At 70.7% G+C, this 21,599-nt stretch carries 22 protein-coding genes; 13 read left to right on the top strand and 9 right to left on the bottom strand.

Annotation, left to right across the window (positions count from 1 at the left end):
- Positions 1-5: 5 nt before the first annotated feature.
- Positions 6-2,204 carry an MMPL family transporter gene (locus tag CRYAR_RS17315; protein ID WP_035852089.1) on the bottom strand — a complete coding sequence of 733 codons (2,199 nt, stop codon included), beginning with the start codon at positions 2,202-2,204 and terminating at the stop codon, positions 6-8.
- Positions 2,205-2,527: 323 nt separating this feature from the next.
- Between CRYAR_RS17315 and CRYAR_RS43225 the strand changes: the two genes are divergently transcribed.
- A complete protein-coding gene (locus CRYAR_RS43225; protein WP_157017816.1) occupies positions 2,528-3,793 on the top strand; it encodes a sensor histidine kinase in 1,266 nt (421 codons plus the stop codon).
- Complete coding sequence (locus CRYAR_RS17325; RefSeq protein ID WP_035852092.1) at positions 3,790-4,464, top strand: response regulator; 675 nt, start codon at positions 3,790-3,792, stop codon at positions 4,462-4,464. The genes CRYAR_RS43225 and CRYAR_RS17325 overlap by 4 nt, the downstream gene beginning before the upstream one ends.
- Positions 4,465-4,585: 121 nt before the next feature.
- On the opposite strand, the gene CRYAR_RS47340 is transcribed toward CRYAR_RS17325, so the two are convergent.
- Positions 4,586-4,903 (bottom strand): hypothetical protein, encoded by a 318-nt coding sequence (locus CRYAR_RS47340; protein ID WP_157017818.1) that lies wholly within the window; start codon positions 4,901-4,903, stop codon positions 4,586-4,588.
- A gap of 516 nt (positions 4,904-5,419) precedes the next feature.
- On the opposite strand from CRYAR_RS47340, the gene CRYAR_RS43230 reads away from it, so the two are divergent.
- Positions 5,420-5,866, top strand: a complete 447-nt coding sequence (locus tag CRYAR_RS43230; protein ID WP_051570473.1) for a helix-turn-helix domain-containing protein — start codon at positions 5,420-5,422, stop codon at positions 5,864-5,866.
- Positions 5,867-5,888: 22 nt separating this feature from the next.
- Positions 5,889-6,155 (top strand): transposase, encoded by a 267-nt coding sequence (locus CRYAR_RS17335; protein WP_051570474.1) that lies wholly within the window; start codon positions 5,889-5,891, stop codon positions 6,153-6,155.
- 10 nt (positions 6,156-6,165) lie between these two features.
- Here CRYAR_RS17335 and CRYAR_RS17340 read toward each other — a convergent pair whose 3' ends face one another.
- On the bottom strand, positions 6,166-6,705 hold the full coding sequence (locus CRYAR_RS17340; protein WP_035852094.1) for a GrpB family protein: 540 nt from the start codon (positions 6,703-6,705) through the stop codon (positions 6,166-6,168).
- A gap of 250 nt (positions 6,706-6,955) precedes the next feature.
- Here CRYAR_RS17340 and CRYAR_RS17345 point away from each other — a divergent pair, with 250 nt between their 5' ends.
- Entirely contained in the window at positions 6,956-7,447 is a 492-nt protein-coding gene (locus tag CRYAR_RS17345; protein WP_035852097.1) for a hypothetical protein, read from the top strand.
- Positions 7,448-7,600: 153 nt separating this feature from the next.
- Here the strand turns inward: CRYAR_RS17345 and CRYAR_RS17350 are convergent, their stop codons facing one another.
- Entirely contained in the window at positions 7,601-8,254 is a 654-nt protein-coding gene (locus tag CRYAR_RS17350) for an NAD(P)-dependent oxidoreductase (RefSeq protein ID WP_035852100.1), read from the bottom strand.
- Positions 8,255-8,333: 79 nt separating this feature from the next.
- On the opposite strand from CRYAR_RS17350, the gene CRYAR_RS17355 reads away from it, so the two are divergent.
- Positions 8,334-8,948 (top strand): TetR family transcriptional regulator, encoded by a 615-nt coding sequence (locus CRYAR_RS17355; RefSeq protein ID WP_063725725.1) that lies wholly within the window; start codon positions 8,334-8,336, stop codon positions 8,946-8,948.
- Between the two features lie 33 nt (positions 8,949-8,981).
- Here CRYAR_RS17355 and CRYAR_RS17360 read toward each other — a convergent pair whose 3' ends face one another.
- Positions 8,982-9,800, bottom strand: coding sequence for a GNAT family N-acetyltransferase (locus tag CRYAR_RS17360; RefSeq protein WP_035852103.1), 819 nt, complete (start codon positions 9,798-9,800; stop codon positions 8,982-8,984).
- A gap of 226 nt (positions 9,801-10,026) precedes the next feature.
- On the opposite strand from CRYAR_RS17360, the gene CRYAR_RS17365 reads away from it, so the two are divergent.
- The 5 genes from CRYAR_RS17365 to CRYAR_RS17385 are packed head-to-tail and all read left to right on the top strand — an operon-like array spanning position 10,027 to position 14,129.
- Positions 10,027-10,569 (top strand): RNA polymerase sigma factor, encoded by a 543-nt coding sequence (locus CRYAR_RS17365; RefSeq protein ID WP_035852106.1) that lies wholly within the window; start codon positions 10,027-10,029, stop codon positions 10,567-10,569.
- A complete protein-coding gene (locus tag CRYAR_RS17370) occupies positions 10,566-11,357 on the top strand; it encodes a zf-HC2 domain-containing protein (protein ID WP_035852109.1) in 792 nt (263 codons plus the stop codon). Before CRYAR_RS17365 ends, CRYAR_RS17370 begins: the two co-directional genes overlap by 4 nt.
- 8 nt (positions 11,358-11,365) lie before the next feature.
- Positions 11,366-12,163: an ABC transporter ATP-binding protein gene (locus CRYAR_RS17375; protein WP_035852111.1), complete on the top strand. Its 798-nt coding sequence runs from the start codon at positions 11,366-11,368 to the stop codon at positions 12,161-12,163.
- Positions 12,163-13,515, top strand: a complete 1,353-nt coding sequence (locus CRYAR_RS17380; RefSeq protein ID WP_035852113.1) for a hypothetical protein — start codon at positions 12,163-12,165, stop codon at positions 13,513-13,515. The genes CRYAR_RS17375 and CRYAR_RS17380 overlap by 1 nt, the downstream gene beginning before the upstream one ends.
- Entirely contained in the window at positions 13,512-14,129 is a 618-nt protein-coding gene (locus CRYAR_RS17385; RefSeq protein ID WP_035852126.1) for a hypothetical protein, read from the top strand. The genes CRYAR_RS17380 and CRYAR_RS17385 overlap by 4 nt, the downstream gene beginning before the upstream one ends.
- A gap of 340 nt (positions 14,130-14,469) precedes the next feature.
- On the opposite strand, the gene CRYAR_RS17390 is transcribed toward CRYAR_RS17385, so the two are convergent.
- Positions 14,470-15,231, bottom strand: a complete 762-nt coding sequence (locus CRYAR_RS17390; protein ID WP_035852127.1) for a nuclear transport factor 2 family protein — start codon at positions 15,229-15,231, stop codon at positions 14,470-14,472.
- Positions 15,232-15,307: 76 nt separating this feature from the next.
- Between CRYAR_RS17390 and CRYAR_RS17395 the strand changes: the two genes are divergently transcribed.
- Positions 15,308-16,243: a helix-turn-helix domain-containing protein gene (locus CRYAR_RS17395; RefSeq protein WP_084700633.1), complete on the top strand. Its 936-nt coding sequence runs from the start codon at positions 15,308-15,310 to the stop codon at positions 16,241-16,243.
- Positions 16,244-16,476: 233 nt separating this feature from the next.
- Positions 16,477-17,565: a PDDEXK family nuclease gene (locus CRYAR_RS17400; protein WP_035852130.1), complete on the top strand. Its 1,089-nt coding sequence runs from the start codon at positions 16,477-16,479 to the stop codon at positions 17,563-17,565.
- Between the two features lie 77 nt (positions 17,566-17,642).
- On the opposite strand, the gene CRYAR_RS17405 is transcribed toward CRYAR_RS17400, so the two are convergent.
- The 3 genes from CRYAR_RS17405 to CRYAR_RS17415 are packed head-to-tail and all read right to left on the bottom strand — an operon-like array spanning position 17,643 to position 21,562.
- Entirely contained in the window at positions 17,643-19,214 is a 1,572-nt protein-coding gene (locus CRYAR_RS17405; protein ID WP_157017823.1) for a hypothetical protein, read from the bottom strand.
- Positions 19,215-19,265: 51 nt separating this feature from the next.
- Entirely contained in the window at positions 19,266-19,742 is a 477-nt protein-coding gene (locus CRYAR_RS17410) for a S26 family signal peptidase (protein WP_051570481.1), read from the bottom strand.
- Positions 19,739-21,562, bottom strand: a complete 1,824-nt coding sequence (locus CRYAR_RS17415) for an ABC transporter ATP-binding protein (RefSeq protein WP_211247507.1) — start codon at positions 21,560-21,562, stop codon at positions 19,739-19,741. The genes CRYAR_RS17410 and CRYAR_RS17415 overlap by 4 nt, the downstream gene beginning before the upstream one ends.
- Between the last annotated feature and the right edge of the window lie 37 nt (positions 21,563-21,599).

Genomic DNA, 21,599 nt, shown 5'->3' on the forward strand with positions numbered 1-21,599 from the left:
AGGCGTCAGATCGGGACGCGCACGGGTGCCGATCGGACCCGTTGGGGGGCGCCGTCCAGTCGGGAGCGCAGCTTCTCGCCCTCGACGTCCACATCGGGCAGTAGCCGGTCGAGCCAGCGCGGAAGCCACCAGGCCGACTTGCCCAGCAGGATCATGGCGGCCGGAACGATCGTCATGCGGACGATCAGCGCGTCGAAGAGCACGGCGGTGCCGAGGGCGAACCCGATCGACTTGATGAACGCGGCCGGTGCGAGGACGAACCCGGAGAAGACGCTGATCATGATGATCGCGGCGGCGGTGACGACCCGGGCGCCGTGCTCGAATCCGCCGATTACCGCGGAACGGGCCGGGGCGCCGTGAACGTACTCCTCGCGCATGCGGGTCACCAGGAAGACCTGGTAGTCCATGGCCAAGCCGAAGACGATGCCGATCAGGATGATCGGGAGGAAGCTGGTGATCGGCCCGACCTGGTCGACGCCGAGCGCACCCGCGAACCAGCCCTTCTGGAACACCGCGACCACGGCGCCGAAGGTGGCCGCGACGCTGAGCAGGAACCCGGCGGTGGCCTTCAGGGGCACCAGCACCGACCGGAACACCAGTGTGAGCAGGATGAACGCGAGGCCCACCACGACCGCGAGGTACGGGATCAAGGCGTCGCCGAGTTTGGTCGAGATGTCGATGTTGAGGGCGGTCAGACCGGTGACGGCGATAGTCGCGCCGGGTACGAGGCCGTCCTGCTGCCGGATCGCCCGGACCAGATTCTTGGTCGCGTCGGTGCTGGGACCGCTGTCCGGGATGACCGTGAGGATGGCGGTGTCGCCGGCTTCGTTGACCGCCGGGTCGGCGACCGCTCCGACGTCGTCGATGTCGTGGATCCGCGTCGCCACCTGCTCGGCCGCCTGCGACGCCGTTCCGCTCCGTGCGTCGACGACGACGATCAGCGGACCGTTGAAGCCGGGCCCGAAGCCCTCGGAGAGCAGGTCGTACGCCTTGCCTTGAGTGGTCTCCTCGGACGCGGTGCTGTCGTCGCCCAATCCCAGCCGCATGTCCAGCGTGGGCAGCGCGACCACGCCGAGCCCGATGACGGCGAGCAGCAGCACCGCTAGGGGCCGTCGGGCGATCATCCGCACCCACCGGGCGCCGAGGGTGGGACGGCTGTAGGTCTGCGAGAAGTGGGTGTGCTGCCCGGATTTCCGATCGCCGCGGATTCGCCGGCCGGCGAATCCCAGCAGCGCCGGTAGCAGGGTCAAGGCGATCACGACGGACACGGCGACGGTGAACGCCGCGGCGAGGCCCATCTGGGTCAGGAACGGGATACCGACGACGGCCAGTGCGGCCAGGGCGATGATCACGGTGAGACCGGCGAACACGACCGCGGAGCCGGCGGTGCCGACCGCCCGGCCGACGGCGTCCTCCCGCTCCCGGCCGGCAGACAGTTCGTGCCGGTAGCGGGAGACGATGAACAACGCGTAGTCGATCGCGACGGCCAGGCCGAGCATCAGCGCGAGGGTCGGCGTCTCCGACGACAGGTCGACGAATCCGGACGCGGCGGTGATCACGCCGATGCCGATCGCGATGCCGAGGATCGCGGTGAGCAGCGGCAACCCGGCGGCGATCAGCGACCCGAACGTGATGGCGAGCACGACGGCCGCGACCACCACACCGATGATCTCGGTGAAGCCACCCTCGTCCTCGCCGGCCACGGCGTCACCGCCGGCCTCGACCCTCAGGCCGCCGGCCCGTGCGCGCTCGAGGACGCTCGTGAGGGCATCGTGTGCGCCGTCGGACACCTCGTCCCCTGGCACTTCATAGGTGGCCTCGGCGAATCCGATCGTGCCGTCTTCGTTGACCGCGTCGGCGCTGAACGGGTCGGCGACCGCGGCCACCTGCGGCGACTGCTTCAGCTCGGCGACCGCGGTGTCGATCGCACGCCGGTACGCCGGGTCGCGCAGCGTCTCGCCGTCGGGCGCGGCGAACACGACCCGGGCGGTGGCACCGCCGGCCGATGCCTCCGGGAATCGCTCGGCGAGCAGGTCCATCGCCTGCTGCGACTGGGTGCCCGGGATGGTGAACGAGTCCTTTGTCGGCTCTTCCAGCGCGGACGCGCCGAACAGCGTCGCGGCCAGGACCGCTAGCCAGGCGGCGGCGATCCACCGTCGGCGGCGGAAGGCCAACCGGCCAATCCGGTAAAGGAGCGTGGCCATGGAACATTTCTCCTATCGAGGACGTACGGGATCGTTGTTCGCGGACAGCTGCGAACGCGACGCCGCTGGTTGCCGCGGCGCGGGTCGACCAGACCGGTCGTCGGCCGCGCCGTCCGGCGTCGAAATGCGACACATGGATCGTTCGCCAGGACGGCCGCTCCCGTCATCGGCCCGTCGCGGTGACTCCACCCGCCGCGATCGCGGTGGCCCCGGGTGGCCCGCTACCGCGATCGCAGGTGCTGTTCCGGCCGGGCGCGGCGTCGCCTACTGCGCTCGCAGTAGAACGTTTGTAGCCGCGCGCACGACCTGGTTACTGTCGTTTCGTGAATGCTGACGAGCCGGTCGGCGGCCGTCTCGTGGCCGCGAAACATCGTGCGATCGCCGACCCGGAGCGGGTGGCCGACCGCCTGCGCCGGTTCGCGGTCACGCATCCCACCGCCACTCGCCTGATCGGGGTCGGCGTCCTCCTTCTGCTCACCGTGATCGTCACCGCGGTGCCTGACCCGTCCGCGTTCACGCCGACCGCGATCGTCACCGCCGTCGTGGTGGCGGCGAGCTTCGTCGTCATTCCGGCACTGCACTGGCCGGATTGGTTCATCCCGGCGATCGCGACCGCGGGCGTGATCGCCGCGACGCCGTCCGGGGCGACCGACTCGCCCGCCCGGTCCGCCCTGATTCTGGCGATCTTTCTGTTCTCGTGGCGCTCCGAGAACGTCCTTGCGGTCGTCGTCACCACCGCCGCGAGCGTCGCCGCGGTGCTGGCCGGCGGCGCGGTGGCCACCGTCTACGACCACATCGGGTGGGACGCCTTCGAGGTCCTGCCGTGGGTCGTGGCGGCCGCCGCGCTCGGGCAAGCTTTCCGGGCCCACCAGGCGCGGCGAGCCATGCTCGTGGAGCGGGCCCGCCGCGCGGAGCTGGGCCGTGAGATCGAGGCACGTAACCGCGTCCAAGCAGAACGGCTACGCATCGCGCGCGAGTTGCACGACGCGGTCGGCCACCAGGTCGCGCTCATCAACGTCCAGGCCGGCGCCATGACCCTCCTGCTGGACCGATACGACCTCGACCGGGCCCGCCAATCACTGGAACACATCCAGGACGCCAGCGAAGCCGCGCTCTCCGAGCTCAAGCTCACCGTCGGCCTGCTGCGCCAGCCCGGCGAGCACGAGCCCGTCGAACCGGCCGGACGGCTCAGCCGGCTCGACGAGCTGATCGCCTCCTTCACGGCCACCGGGCTACGGGTCGCCTGCAACGTCATCGGTCCGGCCAGGCCACTACCCGACGCCGTCGACCTCACGGCCTACCGGCTGATCCAGGAATCGCTGACCAACACCGCGAAACACGCTGCGGGCACCTCCGCATCGGTCCGGCTCGACTTCCGTCCGGGAGTCCTCACGCTGACGGTCGAGGACGACGGTCCGGCGGCCCGGACCGGGCCACGGGTGGCAGCCGAGGGCACGATAGGGCACGGCATCATCGGCATGCGCGAGCGAGCCGCCGCACTCGGCGGCCGGCTCTCCGCCGGTCCTCGCCCCGAAGGTGGCTTCCGGGTCACCGCCGAGCTACCTACTCTCGTCGGCGCGACGGCGTGACGGGGGTACGCGTCCTGCTCGCCGACGACCAGGACATCGTCCGCGCGGGCCTGCGCCTCATGGTCGACAACGCCCCCGATCTGACGGTCGTCGGTGAAGCCGCAACCGGCACCCATGCCGTGCGAATGGCCCGCCAGACGCGCGCCGACGTCATCCTCATGGACATCCGCATGCCCGAGCTCGACGGCCTCGCCGCCACCCGTCGGATCTGCGCCGATCCCGACCTCGCCGGCGCGAAGGTACTGATCCTGACCACCTTCGAGGTCGACGAGTACATCTTCGAAGCGCTCCGTGCCGGTGCGAGCGGATTCCTCGGCAAGGGCGCACGGCCGGAAGCTCTGATCGACGCGATCCGCACCGTCGCCCGCGGCGAGTCCCTGCTCTCACCCGCAGCTACCCGCGGGCTCATCGCCCGCTACCTCGCCCTGGAAGACCAGCCCCCGGCCCCGGCCTCCGGAGTTCTCGACGGGCTCACCGAACGGGAACACGAAATCGTCGCCCTGGTGGCCACCGGCATGTCGAACAACGAGATCGCCGATCGCCTCACGCTGAGCCCTCTCACCGTCAAGACGCACGTCAACCACGCCATGACCAAGCTCGACGCCCGCGACCGCGCTCAACTGGTCGTCATCGCCTACCAAGCCGGTCTCCGCGGACCGCGGAGTGGATGACGCTCCTGGGCACCCCCGCGGGTCACCCCCGCGTCTGGACGCCACCTCGCCGGACCACGTCGTGGGTCCATCGAACGAGTAGCCGCGGAATAAGCGCAGCGGCACGCACCATGCCGCTGCGTCAGGTGCCGGGCCGCACCGGGACGAGGATCCAGCGAGCAAGCAGTTCGGTGTACGACGAAGCGTCGACTCGGTACTGCGCGGTGCGAGCTCTCAGCCGGAGCGAGCGGACGCCGGCCGCGACATGCGTCTGGCGAGCCTTAACGGCCGACTGCCCGCCCTGGAAAACCGTGCCTGGCGCGGTTCGTGGATTCTGGCTCAAACAGTGTGATTGATCGGGTCGTGGCTCGTTGTCCAGTTGCTGCCTCATCTGGCTGGGATCGAGATCGACGAGGTGATCGGTGGCGAGTCCGGCGTGCTGCTGGCCGCCGGAGTCCATGGTCAGCGTTCCGAATGTCCGGAGTGCACCGCGTCCTCGACGCGGGGCATTCGTGGTATCGGCGCAGGACCGCCGCCGCGCCCACCGCTGGTCGGTCCACCCAGATCTGGCTTCGAGTGCGCCGATTCTTCTGCGAGAACACAGGCCGGTGACGGTGCGCGGGGTCGATGACTTCGCTCTGAAACGTGGCCATCACTACGGCACCGTGCTGGTCGATTTCCTGACCGGGAAAGCCATCGACCTGTTGCTCGGCCGGGACGCCGATCCGCTGGCTGACTGGCTGCGGGCGCATCCGAAGCCGCTGGTGATCTGCCGCGACCGTGCCACCGCCTATGCTGAAGGCGCGGCCACCGGGGCCCCGAGGCGGAGCAGGTCGCTGACCGTTCCCACCGGTGGCAGAACCTCGCCGCGGCGGTCGAACGCACCGTCGTCGGACACAAGAAGTGCCTGGAAGAGCCCACCGCGCCAGCCACCGAGACACCGGCCCCGCCACTCGATGCGGAGCCGACCGGGGCGATGGCCGAGCGCCGCAAGGCCAACCATGCGCTGGTCCACGACCTCGTCGCCCAAGGGGCGAGTTTCCGGCAGATCGCGAAGCATTTGGGCTGGAGCCAGCGCACGGTCGCCCAGTATGCGCACGCGAAGACATGGCAGGAACTGATGGTCGGCCATAAGCCGCGGCCCACCCTCCTGGACCCATTCGTCCCCTACCCGCGTGAACGCATCGGTCAGAGTTGTCGGCATGCGACCCGGCTTCACGGCGAGGTCACCGCGAAGGGCTTCACCGGCGGCTACGGGATCGTCCGAGCCTTCGTCGAGCAGCACCGCACGAAACCCGACCTCGCGCAGGTGCGGCGGCCGCCCTCGGTGCGGGAAGTGACCGGCTGGATCTGCCGGCATCCCGACAACCTGGTCGAACACGACGGTCAGGCGTCTCCAGGCGATCCTCGATCGGTGCCCTGAACTGAACACGGCCGTCGAACTGGTGCGCTCCTCCGCGCACATTCTCACCCACCTGCACGGCCACCGTCTCGGCGAGTGGATCACCTCGGCTCAGGACTCCACGCCGTCGCCGATCGCGCGGTTCGCCACCGGCTTGACCAACGACCTGGCCGCGGTCACCGCCGGGCTGAGCCAGCCGCACAGTTCAGGACCGGTTGAGGGCAACGTCAATCGGATCAAAATGGCCGCACCGGGTTCGACCTTCTCCGCAAACGCGTGCTCCTGGCGCGCTAACCAGCCGCAGGGCTGACGCGACGCTCTCACCGGCGCAGGACTGTCCTGATGAAGTCGGACTTCGCGCGGGTATACGCCTCCCGATCCGATCCATAGACCTCGCTCAGGCGCCGCTTGAGGATCTCGTACTCCTGGGCCAGCCTCTCGTTCCGCCGCAGCGCATCCCGGAACGCCAGCTGCTCCGCCCAGCGGGCATGACCGGCCGTGATCACATGCAGGTGCGCGACTCGGCGTTTCCCGGCGGCGTCGGGCTTGACGAAGAAGCGCCGCCACGGTCGGCGATCCAGCTCGGGCGGCACATAGCTCCAGCCAGCGGCAAGAAGGTCCCTCGAACAGTGGCCGACCACGCCGTCCATGTCGCGGACTGACGCCATGAGATCGACGATCGGTTTCGCGGCGAGGCCGGGAACGGCGGTCGAGCCCACGTGCTCCACTCCGTCGACCAGCCACGGAGCCAGCAGATCGCTCAGGCGGCCACTCTCCGCCCTCGCCAGCCCCACCCACTCGGTGTTATAGGAGTGAAGCTTTGCTTTCTCATGCGCCCACGCAGGAACGGCGCCGCTCATGACCCGAATACTACGACCGCGAACTCCAAGCGATCTTCACACTTATTGAGCCGGAACCGGTTCGTGATCGCGTTTGTTCATGAGTTCTGACCGCATCTCCGGCCCGGGAATATCGGTGCTTGCGAGTTTTGACCGCGGTCGAGAGCTTGCGTGACGACCTTGGGCGTGCCTCGGCAGACGCTGGAACGCTCGAGCTGTCCCGTACGGCCGGTGCCCGGCTCGCCGCACGTCGTTTACTGAAGGAGCACCCGTGTCCGCGTACGGCCCAGCGGTTTTCCTGTCCCGTCGCGACGGTGTCGAGCCGACCGACAACGAGCGGCAACGCGTGCTCAGCCTGGTGATGGAGGCGGCGGCCCGGCTTCGGCTCACGGACGAGAACGGCGAGCCGGCCCGCCCCCGCCCGTACGGTGATCCGTTGGGTGTTCTGCTCTACTCCGGCTACATCCACGGGCAGATGCCCACGCCGATCCAGCGGGACCAGGGCGAGATCCGGACCACCCAAGGCCAGCGCGTCGCCGCCGAGGTCGAGAAGGCCGCACCAGGCGTCTACACGTTCGAGGCGGGCCGCGGCCTACCCGCGGGGGCGCTGTTGCGTAGAGCGAGGGTAGACGCGCGAAGGTTCGGTCTCGTCGCGAGTTCGGAGCCAGAATGCCGTCGGCGACGAGCATGTCGACGGTGGGCGGTGGGCGGTGTTGTCGCGGTAGACGGTGAGGGCGGTGTAGTTGGCTGGACCGCCGCGTGAACGGTACCCACGTGAGGCTTGCCGTCAGCAGACGGCTGCTCGCCTCTGTGTCGACCGGTTGCGCGGTGGACATCGCCTCGATCGTGGCGTGTGACCAGCGCGCTGAGCAGCGGCGGACCGTCTCGCTCTCCGGGCCCGGCCGCGCTGTCGGGGTCACCGGGGCTTACGGTAGGCGCTCGGATCGCAGGTGTGGACGGCCGTCGGGTCCGTGACGAGTCGGTACGTGTAGGACGCGCAGTCGACGAACGTCGCGATGCTGATGGCTTTGGCGGACCGTTCGAGGACACCCTTCGACGGGCCGTCCGAGCCGATTCCCGCGCGGTGGACGATCCACTCGATGTCCATCGCCTCGTCGGCGAGGTATCGCATGACCGCTTCGTTGTCCTCGTGCTGGCCGATGTAGCCGCGGGCGATGCTGTTCCGGACGGCCCGGAGGTAGAGCGGCAGTCGTCGGCCGGGCGGGGCGCTGAGGCCGCCGGCCTGGTAGACGAATCGGGCGACGCCGGCGCGTCGCAGGGCGGGAACGAGGTTGCGCACGAACGGCGTGTTGATTTTCTGCGACTTCTGCAGCTCTTTGTCGCCCAGCAGGCAGATGACGGCGTCGACGCCGTCGGCGAGCCGGTCGAGGTCGAGGTCGTCGGTGATGGATCCCTGGTGGATCTCGAGGTTCGGGCTGTCGGTCGCGAGCTTGCGGGGGTTGCGCACCAGCGCCCTGACCCGGTGCCCGTCGTCCAGCGCGATAGAGGTGAAGTGTTTGCCGGTCTGTCCGGTCGCGCCGAACACGAGGAACGTCTTCTGGGGGCTCATGTGCTTCTTCCTAGGTAGCGATGACACGTCGTGTCATCACCTCACTATGACACGTCGTGTCATCGCTTACCATCGGTCCATGCGATGGGCTCCCGATACGCGCAGCAGGCTCGAACGAGCGGCGTTGGAGCTGTTCTCCGAGCAGGGGTACACGGCGACGACCGTGCCGCAGATCACGGCGCGCGCCGGCCTGACCACGCGGACGTTCTTCCGGTACTTCGCCGACAAACGCGAAGTGCTCTTCGGTGGGAGTGAGGTCCCCGACATGGCCGCGGCCCTCATCCGCGAAGCGCCGCCCGAGTTGCGGCCGATGGACGTCATCAGGCACGTTCTCCATCAGGTGGCGGCGGCGCGGTTCGACGGTCAGAGGGAGCGGACGGCCGCGTGGAGGCGAATCATCAACGCGAACGACTCACTCCGTGACCGCGACGCCCGCAAGCGCGCCGACCTCGTCCTCAGCGCCCGCACGGCGTTCGTCGAGCGTGGCGAGTCGCCACTCAGCGCCACGCTTCACGCCGAGGTGGGAGCGCTCGTGTTCCACGTCGCGCTTGAGGAATGGCTGACCGAGCCGGAACCACGACCGATGGCGGAGACCGTCGACGACGTCCTCACCCGAATCGACGTGACGATCGCGGCCGACGAATCGCGTGACGTGCCGCCCGGTGATCCGGTCACCGCGTCCGATCGTCCGTGATCGGCGTTCGAGGGTGCGGCCGGCCGTTCTGCTTCACCGCCCGCGGTTGACCCAGACCTGATTCACCCGGACGTACAGCACCTCGAACCCGGCCCTGATCATGTTGTTCAGCGACGGGTTCGTGCCCTCGACCGGCGGGACGTACGTCTCCGCGACCAGCACCTCGCAACCGGCCGTCTCGGCCACGGCCGCCCGGGCGGCGAGCAGTGCGGACTGTGCGCCGTGGCCCCGGTGCCCGGGTAGCGTCGCCGCGCCGTACATCGATGCGGTCGGTGGCGCGAGCCGGGTCGCGGCGGCCGCCACCATCTCGTCGTCGTCCCACGCCGCGAAGCCCAGGAACTCGCCCGACCGCCAGGCGGGCGCGTACAGGCCGGCGACCAGCGTCGGGTCCATGCCGAAGCCCGCGGCGATCACCGCTGCGGCCCGGTCGGCGTCCGCGTCGGTGACCGGGCGCACCCGTAATCCGGTTTCTCCGGGTCGGAACGCGGCCATCGGGCAGGCCAGTTTCACCCACGACGAGCCGGCGTTGATCCCGTGCCGGGCGGCGATGTCGTCCCAGTCGTCCGGCAGCCGGTCCGGGGCGATCTGGAAGGTGGCCCGGGTGCTTCCGTGAGCGGTGAGGAAGTCCACGGCGGCGTCCACCACGCCGGCGGTCACCGGTTCGGTGACGCCCAGTCCGAGGACCTTCGTCCAGAAGCCGGTCGGGTCCTCCGGCGTCGATACCACGACGCCGCCGCCGAGCCGGGTCGCGGCGATCCCGAACGTCTCCCGGTCGGCCGGGCTCGTGCCCGAGGCCAGCGCGTAGAGCGACTCGGCTTCGGCCGTTTCGGCGATCGCACCCCAGTGCCGCATGGTTTCTCCGCTTCCCGCCGGACAATTCAGGTGCGACGGTAATGGCCCGGACAAACTTGTCACGCGGCTCCCCGAGATCACGAGCGACGCCCCAACCCGAGCGGGTGACCAGCGTCCGACAGGGCCTGCTCGTGGTGCGGACCGCGAAGGCGCACCGCCGCTCGGTGTGACCTAGGGCACAGAGGCCTAGGAAACCCGACGCTCGGCGCCGGACGATCAGTCGGATGTGAAACCGACCGTCGTCACCGAGGAGCAGCTGCTCCGGCGCATCGCGCGGGGGGACCGGGACGCCTTCGACGAGCTCTACCGGCGTACGTCGCCCTATCTCGCGATGCGTCTCCGCCGGCGCTGCGCCGACGAAGGCCTGGTGGCCGAGGTCCTGCAGGACACCTTTCTGAGCGTGTGGCGTACGGCCGGATCCTTCGGGTCGGTGCGCGGGGCCGGGGGAGCGGGCTGGCTCTGGACCATCGCGGCGCGTCGGCTCGTCGACGCGTTACGGGCGCGGCAGCGTGTCCGGGAGGTGCCGACCGACGAGCTGCCGGCCCGCAGCGCGCCCCCGGCCGAGGACGAGGCGCTGGCCGGCGCGGTGGGGGACGAGCTCGGCGCGGCGCTCGCCGCCCTCGCCCCGGACCTGCGCGAGGTCCTGCGCGCCATGGTGCTGGACGGCCTCACCGTCCGGGAGACCGCGGTGCTGCTCGGGGTGCCGGAAGGAACCGTCAAGACGCGCGCGCGGCGGGCGAAGATCGCATTGCGGGGGGCTCTGTCGTGACCAGTCATGTTCCGGGGAAATCGCTCGCCGCCTACGCCCGTGGCGAGCTCGACGACGCGTCGTCGTGGACGGTCGAGGCGCATGTGGACAGCTGCCCGGTGTGCGTGATGCGGCTCGGAGACATGGCCGGGCCGGACGTCGAGGCGATGGTCGACGCCGGACGGGCGGGCATCGCGGCGCACTGGCCGGTGACCGCTCCGGTGCGCCGGCGCGCCTGGCAGCCCGCGTGGCGACGATGGACGAGCTGGTCGTTGGTGGCTCCGGCGGTCGTCACGGTGCTGGCGCTCCTCGCCGCTTTCGTGTTGGACCGGGAGTATCCCGACCGGCCGTCGCTGGTGCTGCTCCTCGCGCCGGTCGCGCCGCTGGCCGGCCTGGCGCTCGCCTGGTCGCACCACGGCGACCCGGGCTGGGAGGCGGTGGCCGGAACCGCACGGGCCGGCCTGGACCTGCTGCTGCGCCGCTCTCTGGTGGTGCTGGCCGCGGTGGTTCCCCCGCTGGCGGTCGTCGGCTGGGCCCTCGGCCGGGCCCCGGCCCTGTGGCTGTTGCCCTGTCTCACCTTCACCTCGGCGACGCTCCTGCTGGGCAGCCTCGTCGGCGTGTCTCGGGCCGCGGCCGTGCTGGGCGGCGGCTGGGTCCTCGCGATCGCGACGCCGGCCGTCGTCGCCGGTGTGTCACCGGTGCTGATCCAGCCGGCGAGCGTGCCCGTCTGGGCCGTCGCCGGTGTCCTCATGCCCGTTCTGACTTTGCTGCGTTCAGGCGCCATGCGGCGCCTGAACAGCTGGAGATAGGAGTTCCGATGATCCGCGCAGTCAGCGATCACGAGATTCAGCCGCCCGGGTACGCCTGGTCGATCGACGCCGCGGGGCTGCGGGTGAAGGCCGGTAAGCACCGCGCGGTGAACGACCTGAACCTGTCGCTGAGCACCGGCGTGCACGGTCTGCTCGGCCCGAACGGCGCCGGCAAGACCACTCTCATGCGTGCCCTGTCCACGGTGATCAAGCCGGAGGACGGTGTCCTGCGCCTGCTCGGCACGGACGCGCGGCGTAGCGACGGTCTGCGGCAACTGCGTACCAAGCTCGGCTACCTGCCTCAGCACTTCGGCTTCTACCCCAAGTTCACCGTGCGCGACTACGTCGAGTACATGGCCTGGTTACGGGAGATGCCGAAGCGGGCGGTGCCGGCGGCGACCCAACGCGCGATCGACCGGGTCGGCCTGACCGACCGCGCCGACTCCCGGCTGAAGTCGCTGTCCGGCGGCATGCTGCGCCGTGCGGGGATCGCGCAGGCGATCGTCAACGATCCCGCGGTGCTGCTGCTCGACGAGCCGACGGTCGGACTCGATCCGGAGCAGCGGGTCGAGTTCCGCGGCCTGCTCCGCGACCTCGGCGCCGACAGCTGTGTCGTGGTCTCCACGCACCTGGTCGAAGACGTCGTGGCGGCCTGCACCGACGTGGTCGTGATGGCGGCCGGCTCGAGTGTCTTCCAGGGTGTGCCGGCCGACCTGATCCGCCTCGGTGACGACGGCGGGATCGGCGACAGCCCGGCCGAGCGCGGCTACTCCCTCCTGCTCCAGCGCCATCGGGACGGTGTCTGATGGCCGGTCCGACGCGCATCGAGCTGCGCCGCTCGAACGCGCGCGCCCTCGGGCTCGTCGTCGGTGTCGTCGCCGCGGCCTGGTTCGCCGGCGAGACCGGCCACTGGTGGCGCCAATGGAACTCGTTGGCCATCGTGGCGACGTCCGCGATGTTCGTCCTGGCGCCGCTGGCACTGGCCGGGGGCGCGATGTTCGGCCGCCGGGACGGGCTGACCCGCGCCGACGAGCTCATCAGCAGCACCGGGCGACCGCGTTGGCACCGGGTCACGCCCGGGATCGCCGCCCTCACGATCGCGACGACCGTCGGGTATCTGCTCGTCGTGACCGTGGACGCCGTGGTGGTCGCGGTCAACGGCAGCTATCTCGGTGTCGCCGGTCTGCTGTCGATGCTGGTGGACGTCACCGTCCTCGCCGGTGCCGTCTGGGTCGGGATCGGCGTCGGCCGGGCCTGGCCGTCCCCGATGGTCCCGCCGGCCTTGGCCGTCATCGGTCTGGTGGTCCAGCTGGCCGGTGACACGATCACCGGGCCCGACGGTTCGGCCACCCCGCTGGCTGCCCTGTCGATGCTGGTCCAGCCGCTGGGTGCCGACTGGGAGACGGCCAGCCGGGCGGCGGTCCTCGGCCGGCTGGCCCTCGGTCTCGGCCTGCTGGCCGGGGGCGCTCTGCTGACGGTCGGCGCCTCCCGGCTCATCCGCGCCGGTGGCCCGGTCGCGGTGGCGGCCGGTGTGGCGGTGATGATGGTGGTGTCGCCGACCGCCGCGTCGCGACCCACCAACCAGATCGACGCCGCGGCTCAGCGTCTGGTCTGCGCGAACAATGGTCCGCAGGTGTGTGTCACCGCGGTGCACGCCTACCTGCTGCCGTCGGTGGTTCCCCAGGCGCGCGCCGCGCTGACGAAGCTGGCCAAACTCCCGGACGCGCCGACGCGGATCGTCGAATGGCACGCCGACACCGTCGGCACCGGCGACGACTTCGACTATCTGAGCGACACCCCGAAGACCGAGCCCGGCACCGTGTTCTTCCGGCTCGACCTGGCCGATCAGGACCGGGACACCGACATCGAGGCCAGCATCCTCAACGGCGCGGGCACGACCGCCAACGGCTGCCGGCTCAACGACCCGGACGCGTTGTGGGCGGCCGGTGCCTGGCTCGCCGGCGGCGACACCCTCGACGTGAAGGATTTCGTCTTCGGTCTGAAGCTGTTCCCCGACGACTACCAGCCGGTGCTGCGAAAACTACGAGAGGCTCCCGAGAAGGAGCAGATCCGCCGCGTGACGGCGTTGCGTGACGCCGCCAACGCCTGTCGGACGACCAACCTGACCGCCATCCTCACCGGGACGAGCGCCGCATGATCCGCTGGACGGTGCTGTACGTGCGTTCCCGACGTCTCCCGGCGGCCGTCGCCTTCTCAGCGGTCGCGGTCGCGGTGGTGGCCGGCGTCTGGCGGCTGTTCTCGGACAGCCCGGCGACACCCGCGAACCTTGCCGTCGGCGTGGGCCTCCTGGCGTTGGCCCCGCTGATCCCGACGCTGAGCGGCGACGACGACGCCCTCGAGTCGACCGCCGCCCTGCCGTGGCCGCCCCGCCGGGCCGCGCACCTGGTCGCGCTGTTCGGCGGAGGGGTCGCGCTACTGACCGTCGCCGCGGCCCTGGGCATCGAATTCGGAACCGGATGGCAGATCGTTCGCAACGGCGCCGGTCTGACCGGACTGATCGGTCTGGGCGCCGCGCTCACCGGCGCCCAGCTCGCCTGGCTCGTCCCGGTCGTCTGGACCGGTATCCAGGTGATGGGCGCGGCCGCCGCCGCGGGCGGGGTCGAACGGCAGCTTCTGTTCTGGCAGCTGCAGCCGGACAGCAGCCGCGCCGCCGCGGTCGTGGCCGTGGTGCTGGCGGCGGCCGGTCTCCTCACGTACGCGATCCGCGGGTGCCCCCGGCGTTCGCCCGGTGAGGTCACCGTGGGCCAATGAGCCCGGACCGACACGTTCGGACCGGTCGAGCCCGCCCCACCGGAACCCGTGGATACCGCGTGGTCGCGGGCATCCGACCGACCGGAGACGGGTCGACCCAGATCGAACTCGGTCCGCCGGACCTGCGGCCGGCGTAGTTCGACCCTGCCGAGGGGGGTGCGTCGGCGCCGCCGGGCCCACCCCAGTCCGACGATTCGCGGCGTGCCTGTGCGCTGGACCCGCGGCGGTCGGACGGACCGGCACGCGGCCACCCGGCGGCTCGAGCACCGCCTGGGCGATCGGGGCGAAGGCCGGGGCGGCTGATCGACGTCGATCAGCCGCCGACACGGCCCGATGCCGATCAGAACAGGCTGTTCCCGTGGGGCAGGGTGGCCGGGATCTCGGGGGTGACGTCCCAGTGCTCGACGATCCTCCCGGCGTCGACGCGGAAGAGGTCGTAGAACGCGGTCGGGGTCGGCCCGAACCTGCCCTCGGACACCGTGAGCACGAAGTTGCCCTCGGCGATCACCTGGTGGACGGTGTCGTAGACCATCGCGATGCCCTGGTCGGCCAGCGCTTGGAGCGCGGATCCGAGCCCGTCGAGGTTGTCGCCGATGGCGACGTTGTGCTGGGCGTAGCTCTCGGTGCTGAGGTACTCGGTGAGCAGGTCGACCTTGCCGCCCTTGAGCACGTTCTCGACGAAGCCGGCCACCAGTTCCCGGTTGGCGTCGGTCTGGTCCAGGTCGGTGACCTCGGTGGGGCCGTCGGTCTGCGAGCGGCCGGACACCGTCTCGGCGACGACCGGAGTGAGCGCGTCCCAGTGCTCGGCGAGCACGCCGTCGGCCACACGGAAGATGTCGAAGGCGACGAGCGGGTCGGGCCCGAAGCCGTGGTAGGTGCCGTGCAGGGCGACCAGGTCACCGTCGGCGACGACCCGGTGCAGGTCGTAGCGGAAGCCGTCGGGCAGGTTCTCGACGAGCCCGCGGATGCCCTCGGGGCCGTCGGCGGCGAGGCTGCTGTGCTGGACGTAGTCGGGGGAGACCCAGCGGTCGACGGCGGTCGCGTCCTTGTCGCCGAACAGCTGGCCGGTGGCGGTCAGAACGACGTTCTTGGTGGTGGTCATGATTTCACTCTCCTGTTCCGTTGGTCCCAACGTAGGAGAGGGACGGTGATGTGACCGGGTACGGTAGTGACCTGTGATGGTCAAAAACCGCCAAGCGATCCGGGAGATCGGCTTCGCTGCGCCGGCCGGGGTCTCGCGTGGCGTCGAGGTCCTGAGCCTGGCGCAGTTCCGGTCCCGGGTCGTGTCCGGTCCGCCGCGGCGGCCGACCTTCCATCACCTGCTGACGATCGAGCGCGGTTCGTTGCGGCACACGGTCGACTTCACCGGCTACACCGTGTCGTCGGGCGACTGGCTGTGGGTGCGGCCGGGGCAGGTGCAGCAGTGGGGCGAGCTCGGTGACGTCGGCGGCACGCTCATCCTGTTCGAACCCGATTTTCTCGATTCCGCCACGGTGGCCGCCGCGCGGCTCGGGGACACCTACGCTCCGGTCGTCTACCAGCCGGCCGAGGACGAGCGGCAGCGGTTGACCGACGCGGCCGTGCATCTCTCCCGGGCGTTCGAGGCGCCAGGAGGTCTGCCGCTCGACATCCGTCAGACCGTGCTGCGGCACCTGCTCGCGGTACTGCTGCTGCGGCTGGCGTTCGTCCCGGGCGACAGCACGTCGGAACCGGGCGACACGTTCCGGCGCTTCCGCGACGCGGTCGAGCACGCGTTCGTGCGCACCCGGCGGCTGGAGGACTACGCGCGCACGCTCGGCTACTCCAGCCGCACGCTGTCCCGGGCCACCCGGGCGGCGGTGGGGATCAACGCGAAGGATTTCATCGACCAGCGCGCGGTCCTGGAGGCCAAGCGTCTTCTCGCGCACAGCGATCAGACCGCCGCGCAGGTCGCGGTCCGGCTCGGCTTCAGCAGTGCCACGAACTTCACCAAGTACTTCCACCAGCGCACGGGCACCACACCGATCGCGTTCCGCGCCGCGATGCGCGGCGCCCCCCACGCCTCTCCAGGGCCGACGCCCGCTCACCTCGCGAGCGCGCGGCAGAGCTCGCCGCCCCGTGGCGAGCCCAGCTGAGGCGCTGTCGTACAAGGTGCTTGTTGCTGATCGGGGGCGGCGGGCGTCTTCTCCCGCCCGCGGTGGTCAGCGTCGTGGCGCGCCGGTGGTCGACCGCCGTTCCGGGTCCGCGACCGGTTGACGTACTGACTGCTCTGCCAGTCGGGGGAGGATCCAACCTCCGAATCGACGAAAGGCCCAAATAGGTATTATCGCTCGTAGAGACGCTCTGGCGCGCATATTTCGGGGGGATCATGCCGGTCGAAATCGCGCTGTGGCGCGCTGATACCGACCCGCCATCTCGTCTGGCGCCCACGGGTGTGCCGCTGGAGTCCCAGCTCGAGCAGCTCATCGAGACCGACCCGGCAATCCTCGGCGAACCCTTGCTGCTGATCGGCCGACAGGTGCCGACCGGCTACGGCACGTTCATCGACCTGCTCGCGGTCGATGCCGAGGGTGGTCTGCACGTCCTGGAGCTCAAACGCGCCCGGACGCCGCGGGAAGTCGTAGCGCAGACCCTGGACTACGGATCCTGGGTGGTCGGGCTCAGCCACTCCGACGTCCATGAAGTGTTCGCCGGCTACCGGCCCGGCCTCCCGTTCGAGGCGGCCTTCGCCGAGCGGTTCGGAGCAGCCCCGCCCGACGAACTCAACACCCGCCAGCATCTGACGATCGTCGCCAGTGACATCGACCCAGCGACCGAACGCATCGTGTCCTACCTCAACACCGGCTTCGCTGTACCGGTCAATGTCTTGTTCTTCCGCTACTTCACCGACGCAGATCGCTCCTACCTAGCCCGTACCTGGCTTCTCGACGACGCGCCCAGCATCGGCGGCCGCCCGACGGGCACACGCCGCGGCACTCGCGAGGAGTGGAACGGACAGGACTGGTACGTCGCGTTCGGCGAAGAGGCCGGCTCACGGAATTGGGACGACGCGCGCAGCTACGGCTTCGTCTCGGCCGGCGGCGGGACATGGTTCACCAAGACGCTACGAGCGCTTCCGGTCGGCGCCCGCATCTTCGTCCATATTCCCAAGAACGGGTACGTCGGCGTCGGAATCGTCGCCGGCCCCGCTCAGACATCCACCGACGCGGTCCTGACGATCAACCTCGACCGGCAGCAGTTCACCGACCTCGCCCTGCAGGGGTCCTACCGGCTCGGCGAACCGATCGACCCGGACCACGCCGAGTACATCGTCCCCGTGGAGTGGATCCATACCCGCGACCGCGATCAGGCGATCTGGCAGCGCGGAATGTTCGCCAACCAGAACAGCGCGTGCAAACTGCGTAACCAATTCACTCTCGACGCGCTCAGCCGCGCCTTCGGCCTCGAGAACGGCTGACGAGTGACGCGCTCAACTGCCGGGCGCCACGCGTCGGTCGTACCGCACGGATCGTCTGCGCTTCGGGAGTTCGGACGTCACTCGAGGAGACCGATGCTGGCGAGCACCGCCGAGCGGTAGAGCACCAGCGGGTCAGCCGACCCGTCCAGGCGCACGAGGACGATCTGGTCCCGCGCGCCGAGCGACGCCCGGCCGCCGGCGCCATCGCGGAGCGACACGACGACGTGTCTTCCGTCCGGGGTCGCGACGATCTCGCCGAGCCGTTGATCGTCGCCGACGTCGAGGAGCTCGGTGCGTCGGCCGTAGATGTCCGCCACGAGGAGGGCGTCGTTCCGCTCGTACAGCATGCGGCCACGGGTCAGCGCGAGCCTCGGCTGCGCGTGCGACGGTGCCCTGGTGACGTCACCACCCGCAGTGAGTGTGAGAACTTCACCCCCGGGTGAGAACCGCAGTCCGGCCGGGGAATCCGCGTCCATCCCGGCGACACCGGTAGCCGCCGGCGTCGCCTTCACCGCACGGAGCTGAGCGATGGCCAGATCCGACGACCAGACGCGGGTGGGCGACGGCGTCCCGAGGTCGGGATCCTCGTCCACCTCCGCGATCAGCGCGTAGTCCCCCGCGAACGTCGCGGTGACTCTCCCGAGGTCCGCCGGCCCGCCGATGATGGGGCGGACCTTCCCGCTCGGAAGGTCGACGACGAGCAGGCGGGCGTCCGCCGTCGCCACGGCGTAGCGCCCGTCCCGGGCCAACGACACGTCACCGACCGGGCGCACCAGCGTCCGGACCGTACCCGCCGGGCTGATCAGGCTGAGCGCCCGGAGCCCTCGCACCAGATGCACGGCGACGAACGCCCCCTCGGCGAACACACCCCGCGTGAACGCCGGGACGGTCGTGCGCACGGCGCCCGTCGCCGTGTCGGCGATCACGAGCGAGCCCGACCGTTTCGCCGCCAGGTACCGGCCGTCCGACGACACCGCGGTCGGATACTCCGGCAGCCCCACCGCCTTCGACGGCGCGCCGGACGCCAGATCGATGCCGCCGAAGCGCGCGCTCGCCCCCTCGGCCCAGTACGCCCCACCGTCACGAGCGAGTTCGCAGGTACCCGCGGGCCGGTTGGTTCGCCGATCCGGTCCGATGGTGAGGCAGCCGGTGCCGGTGGCGGTGACCGTGGCCGAGAGGGGGAACACGCGATCGGGGTGGACGGAGTCCGGCAGCGTCACATCGAATACCCGCCCTCCGCTCAACAAGGCCGATCGCCGTTCGTCGCCCGGCCACCGGGCAACGGTCGGCAGCGTGGGGTTCCCCTGCGCGAGCCGCACGTGCTGCCGGACGGGCGCGACACCGGCGATCTCGTCGCCGAAACGCGCGACCGCCCGCAGCCCGGGGAGGTCGGTGCGCGACCCGTCCGGCGTCAAGAACACGGCCGGGCCCAGCCCGGTCACCCCCGCCGGGAGTGCGTTGACCCGCTCCGGCAGCGATTCGTCGGCGCGGGACCCGACACAGCCGCCGGCCGCCAGCACCAGGACCACCACTGCCGCCACCACCCGCTTCACGCCGTGACCCACACCCGGTGGGCCGACGGGGGCACGCCGCACTGCCGCCCCGAACGTCCGGGCGAACGCACTGACGTCGGTGGACCCCACTCTCACCGCGATCTCCCCTGGACGGCGCCGGCAACGTCAACAGGGTCATCGCACACATCAGCCGTGTCCGCAGCAGATCCGTGCAGACTGCCGCCGCTGTGCCCGCGGACGCACGACGGCGCCGAGGAGGTTGCCGCCGGCGAAGTAGCCGAACTGACGCGAGTCCGTCCCCGCCGGATTGTCGCCGAGGACGACCAGGCAGTCGTCGGGCACCACGTCCTCGGCGACCGCACCCAACGCCGGTACCCGCGTTCGGGGGACGGGATCGCCCGGCGCGGCCGCGACCCGTTTGATGACCCAGAACGGGTCGTCGATGGGCGGCGGCCCGCCCAGTCGCTTACCCGCGAGGATCACGATCACCTGCCCGGCCCGGACCGCGGAGACGTGGCAGCGACGCACCAGGACCCGGTCACCGGAACGGTACGTGGGCTCCATGCTGAAGCCGGTGACCCGGACCACCACCAGGTTCCGCCGGACCCACACCGCGGCGGCGAGCACGCCACCGATCGGTGCCAGCGCCGCGACGATGTTCACGGTGCCGCCTCGACCGTCGCTTGATCTTCGAGGTAGCCGGTGGCCTGCAGCAGGAACAGGTGAGCGTAGATCCCGCCGGTGTTCATCAGGTCGGCGTGCGTGCCCTCCTCCACGACGACGCCGTCGTCCATCACCGCGATGGCGTCGGCGTTCCGGATCGAGCCGAGACGGTGGGAGATGAGCACGCTGGTGCGCCCGGCGCGGTGCCGCTGCAGTCCGGCATGGATGCGGTACTCCGCCTCGGCGTCCATGCCGGACGACGGCTCGTCCAGGATCATCAGGTCGCGGCCGTCGCGCATGAAGGCGCGGGCGACCGCGAGCCGCTGCCACTGGCCGCCGGAGAGGACCACCCCGGTGGTGGGATCCTCGCGGTCGGTCTCGGTCATGAAGATCCGCGACAGCAGCGTCTGATAGCCGGCCGGGAGACCGGCGAGTTCGTCGTCGACACCGGCCCGCTGCGCCGCGGTGCGGATGCGGTCCTCGTCGTCGATCGCGGTGACGTCGCCGACGCCGATGTTCTCCGCCGCGGTCAGGTCGTACTCGACGAAGTCCTGGAAGACGGCGGTCACCCGCTCCCGCAGCGACGCCGGGTCGAGGTCGCGCAGGTCGACGCCGTCCCAGTACACCGCGCCCCGCTCCGGGTCGTAGAACCGGCACAGCAGCTTGATCAGCGTGCTCTTCCCGGAACCATTCCGCCCGACGAGCGCGGTCGCCCGGCCGACGGGGATCGTCAGGTTGACGCCGCGCAGCGCCCAGGGCGCGTCCGGTGTGTACCGGAACCACACGTCGCGCAGCTCGATGCCCTCGCGCAGCGGTGGCGCCTGCCGGGGGTGCGCGACGGCCGGTAGGTCGGACGGGCCGGTGACCACGGCACGGTAGTGGTCGAAGATCAGGAACTTCTGATGAAGCAGCGTGAACTGCCCGATCGCGTTCGACAGCGCGCTCTGCACTCCGGCGGTCGCACCGATGAACAGCGCGATGTCGCCGATCGACAGGTCACCCTGCCGGGCGGCCCGGACCGCCCACACCAGGCCGCCGCCGGCGACCGCGGCGCCGAGCAGCGCGAGCCCGCCCTGCACGGCGAGCTCCCGGCGGTCGACGGCGCGGCGCGCGGCGTCGGCCTTGCGGCGTTCGGTGAGCATCCGCCTCTGCAGGAAGCCCGCGATCCCGAAGAGCCGGGTCTCCTTCGCGGCGTTGGCCCGCAGCAGCAGCTCGCGGTAGAACAGCTCACGGCGCTCGTTCGGACTGATCGTGAACGTCATGTCGGCGCGTCGGCGGGACAGCGCGAGTTCGGCGAAGAGCACCGGGATCGCGGCGACCACGACGACGACCGCCATCACCGGGCTGATCACCACGAGCGACACCAGGAAACCGACCAGCGCGAGCACGGACCGGGCGGCGCCGAGACCACCGGCGACGACGTCGGCGGGTCCGCGTTCGGACATCACCGCCATCTGGAGCCGGTCGAGGAACGCGGGCTGCTCGAACCGGACCAGCCCGATCAGCCGCCCGACCGACCCGTGCAGCCGTTCGATCGCGGTCAGGCTCGCCGTCCGGTTCAACTCGGCCTGCAGGTACTGGTCCAGTTGCGGCAGCGTCGCGGTCACGACGCCGGCGAGCGCCACGCCGGTGGCGAGTCCGACGAGGAGACCGGCCGGTCCGCCGGCGACGATCTGGTCGATCACGGCCCGGGTCAACCAGGTGACGGCGACCGGAGCCGCGGCACCGACCAGCGCCGAGACGGCCAGCAGCACCACGGCGCGGGGCGAGGCCAGCCAGGCGATGCGGACGGCCATCAGCGCGGCCGCCCGTGGCGACACGTCCGGCGCCGTCGGTCCGGCGGCGGGTGGCATCCCG

This window comes from Cryptosporangium arvum DSM 44712 (assembly GCF_000585375.1).
Classification (GTDB): Bacteria; Actinomycetota; Actinomycetes; order Mycobacteriales; family Cryptosporangiaceae; genus Cryptosporangium; species Cryptosporangium arvum.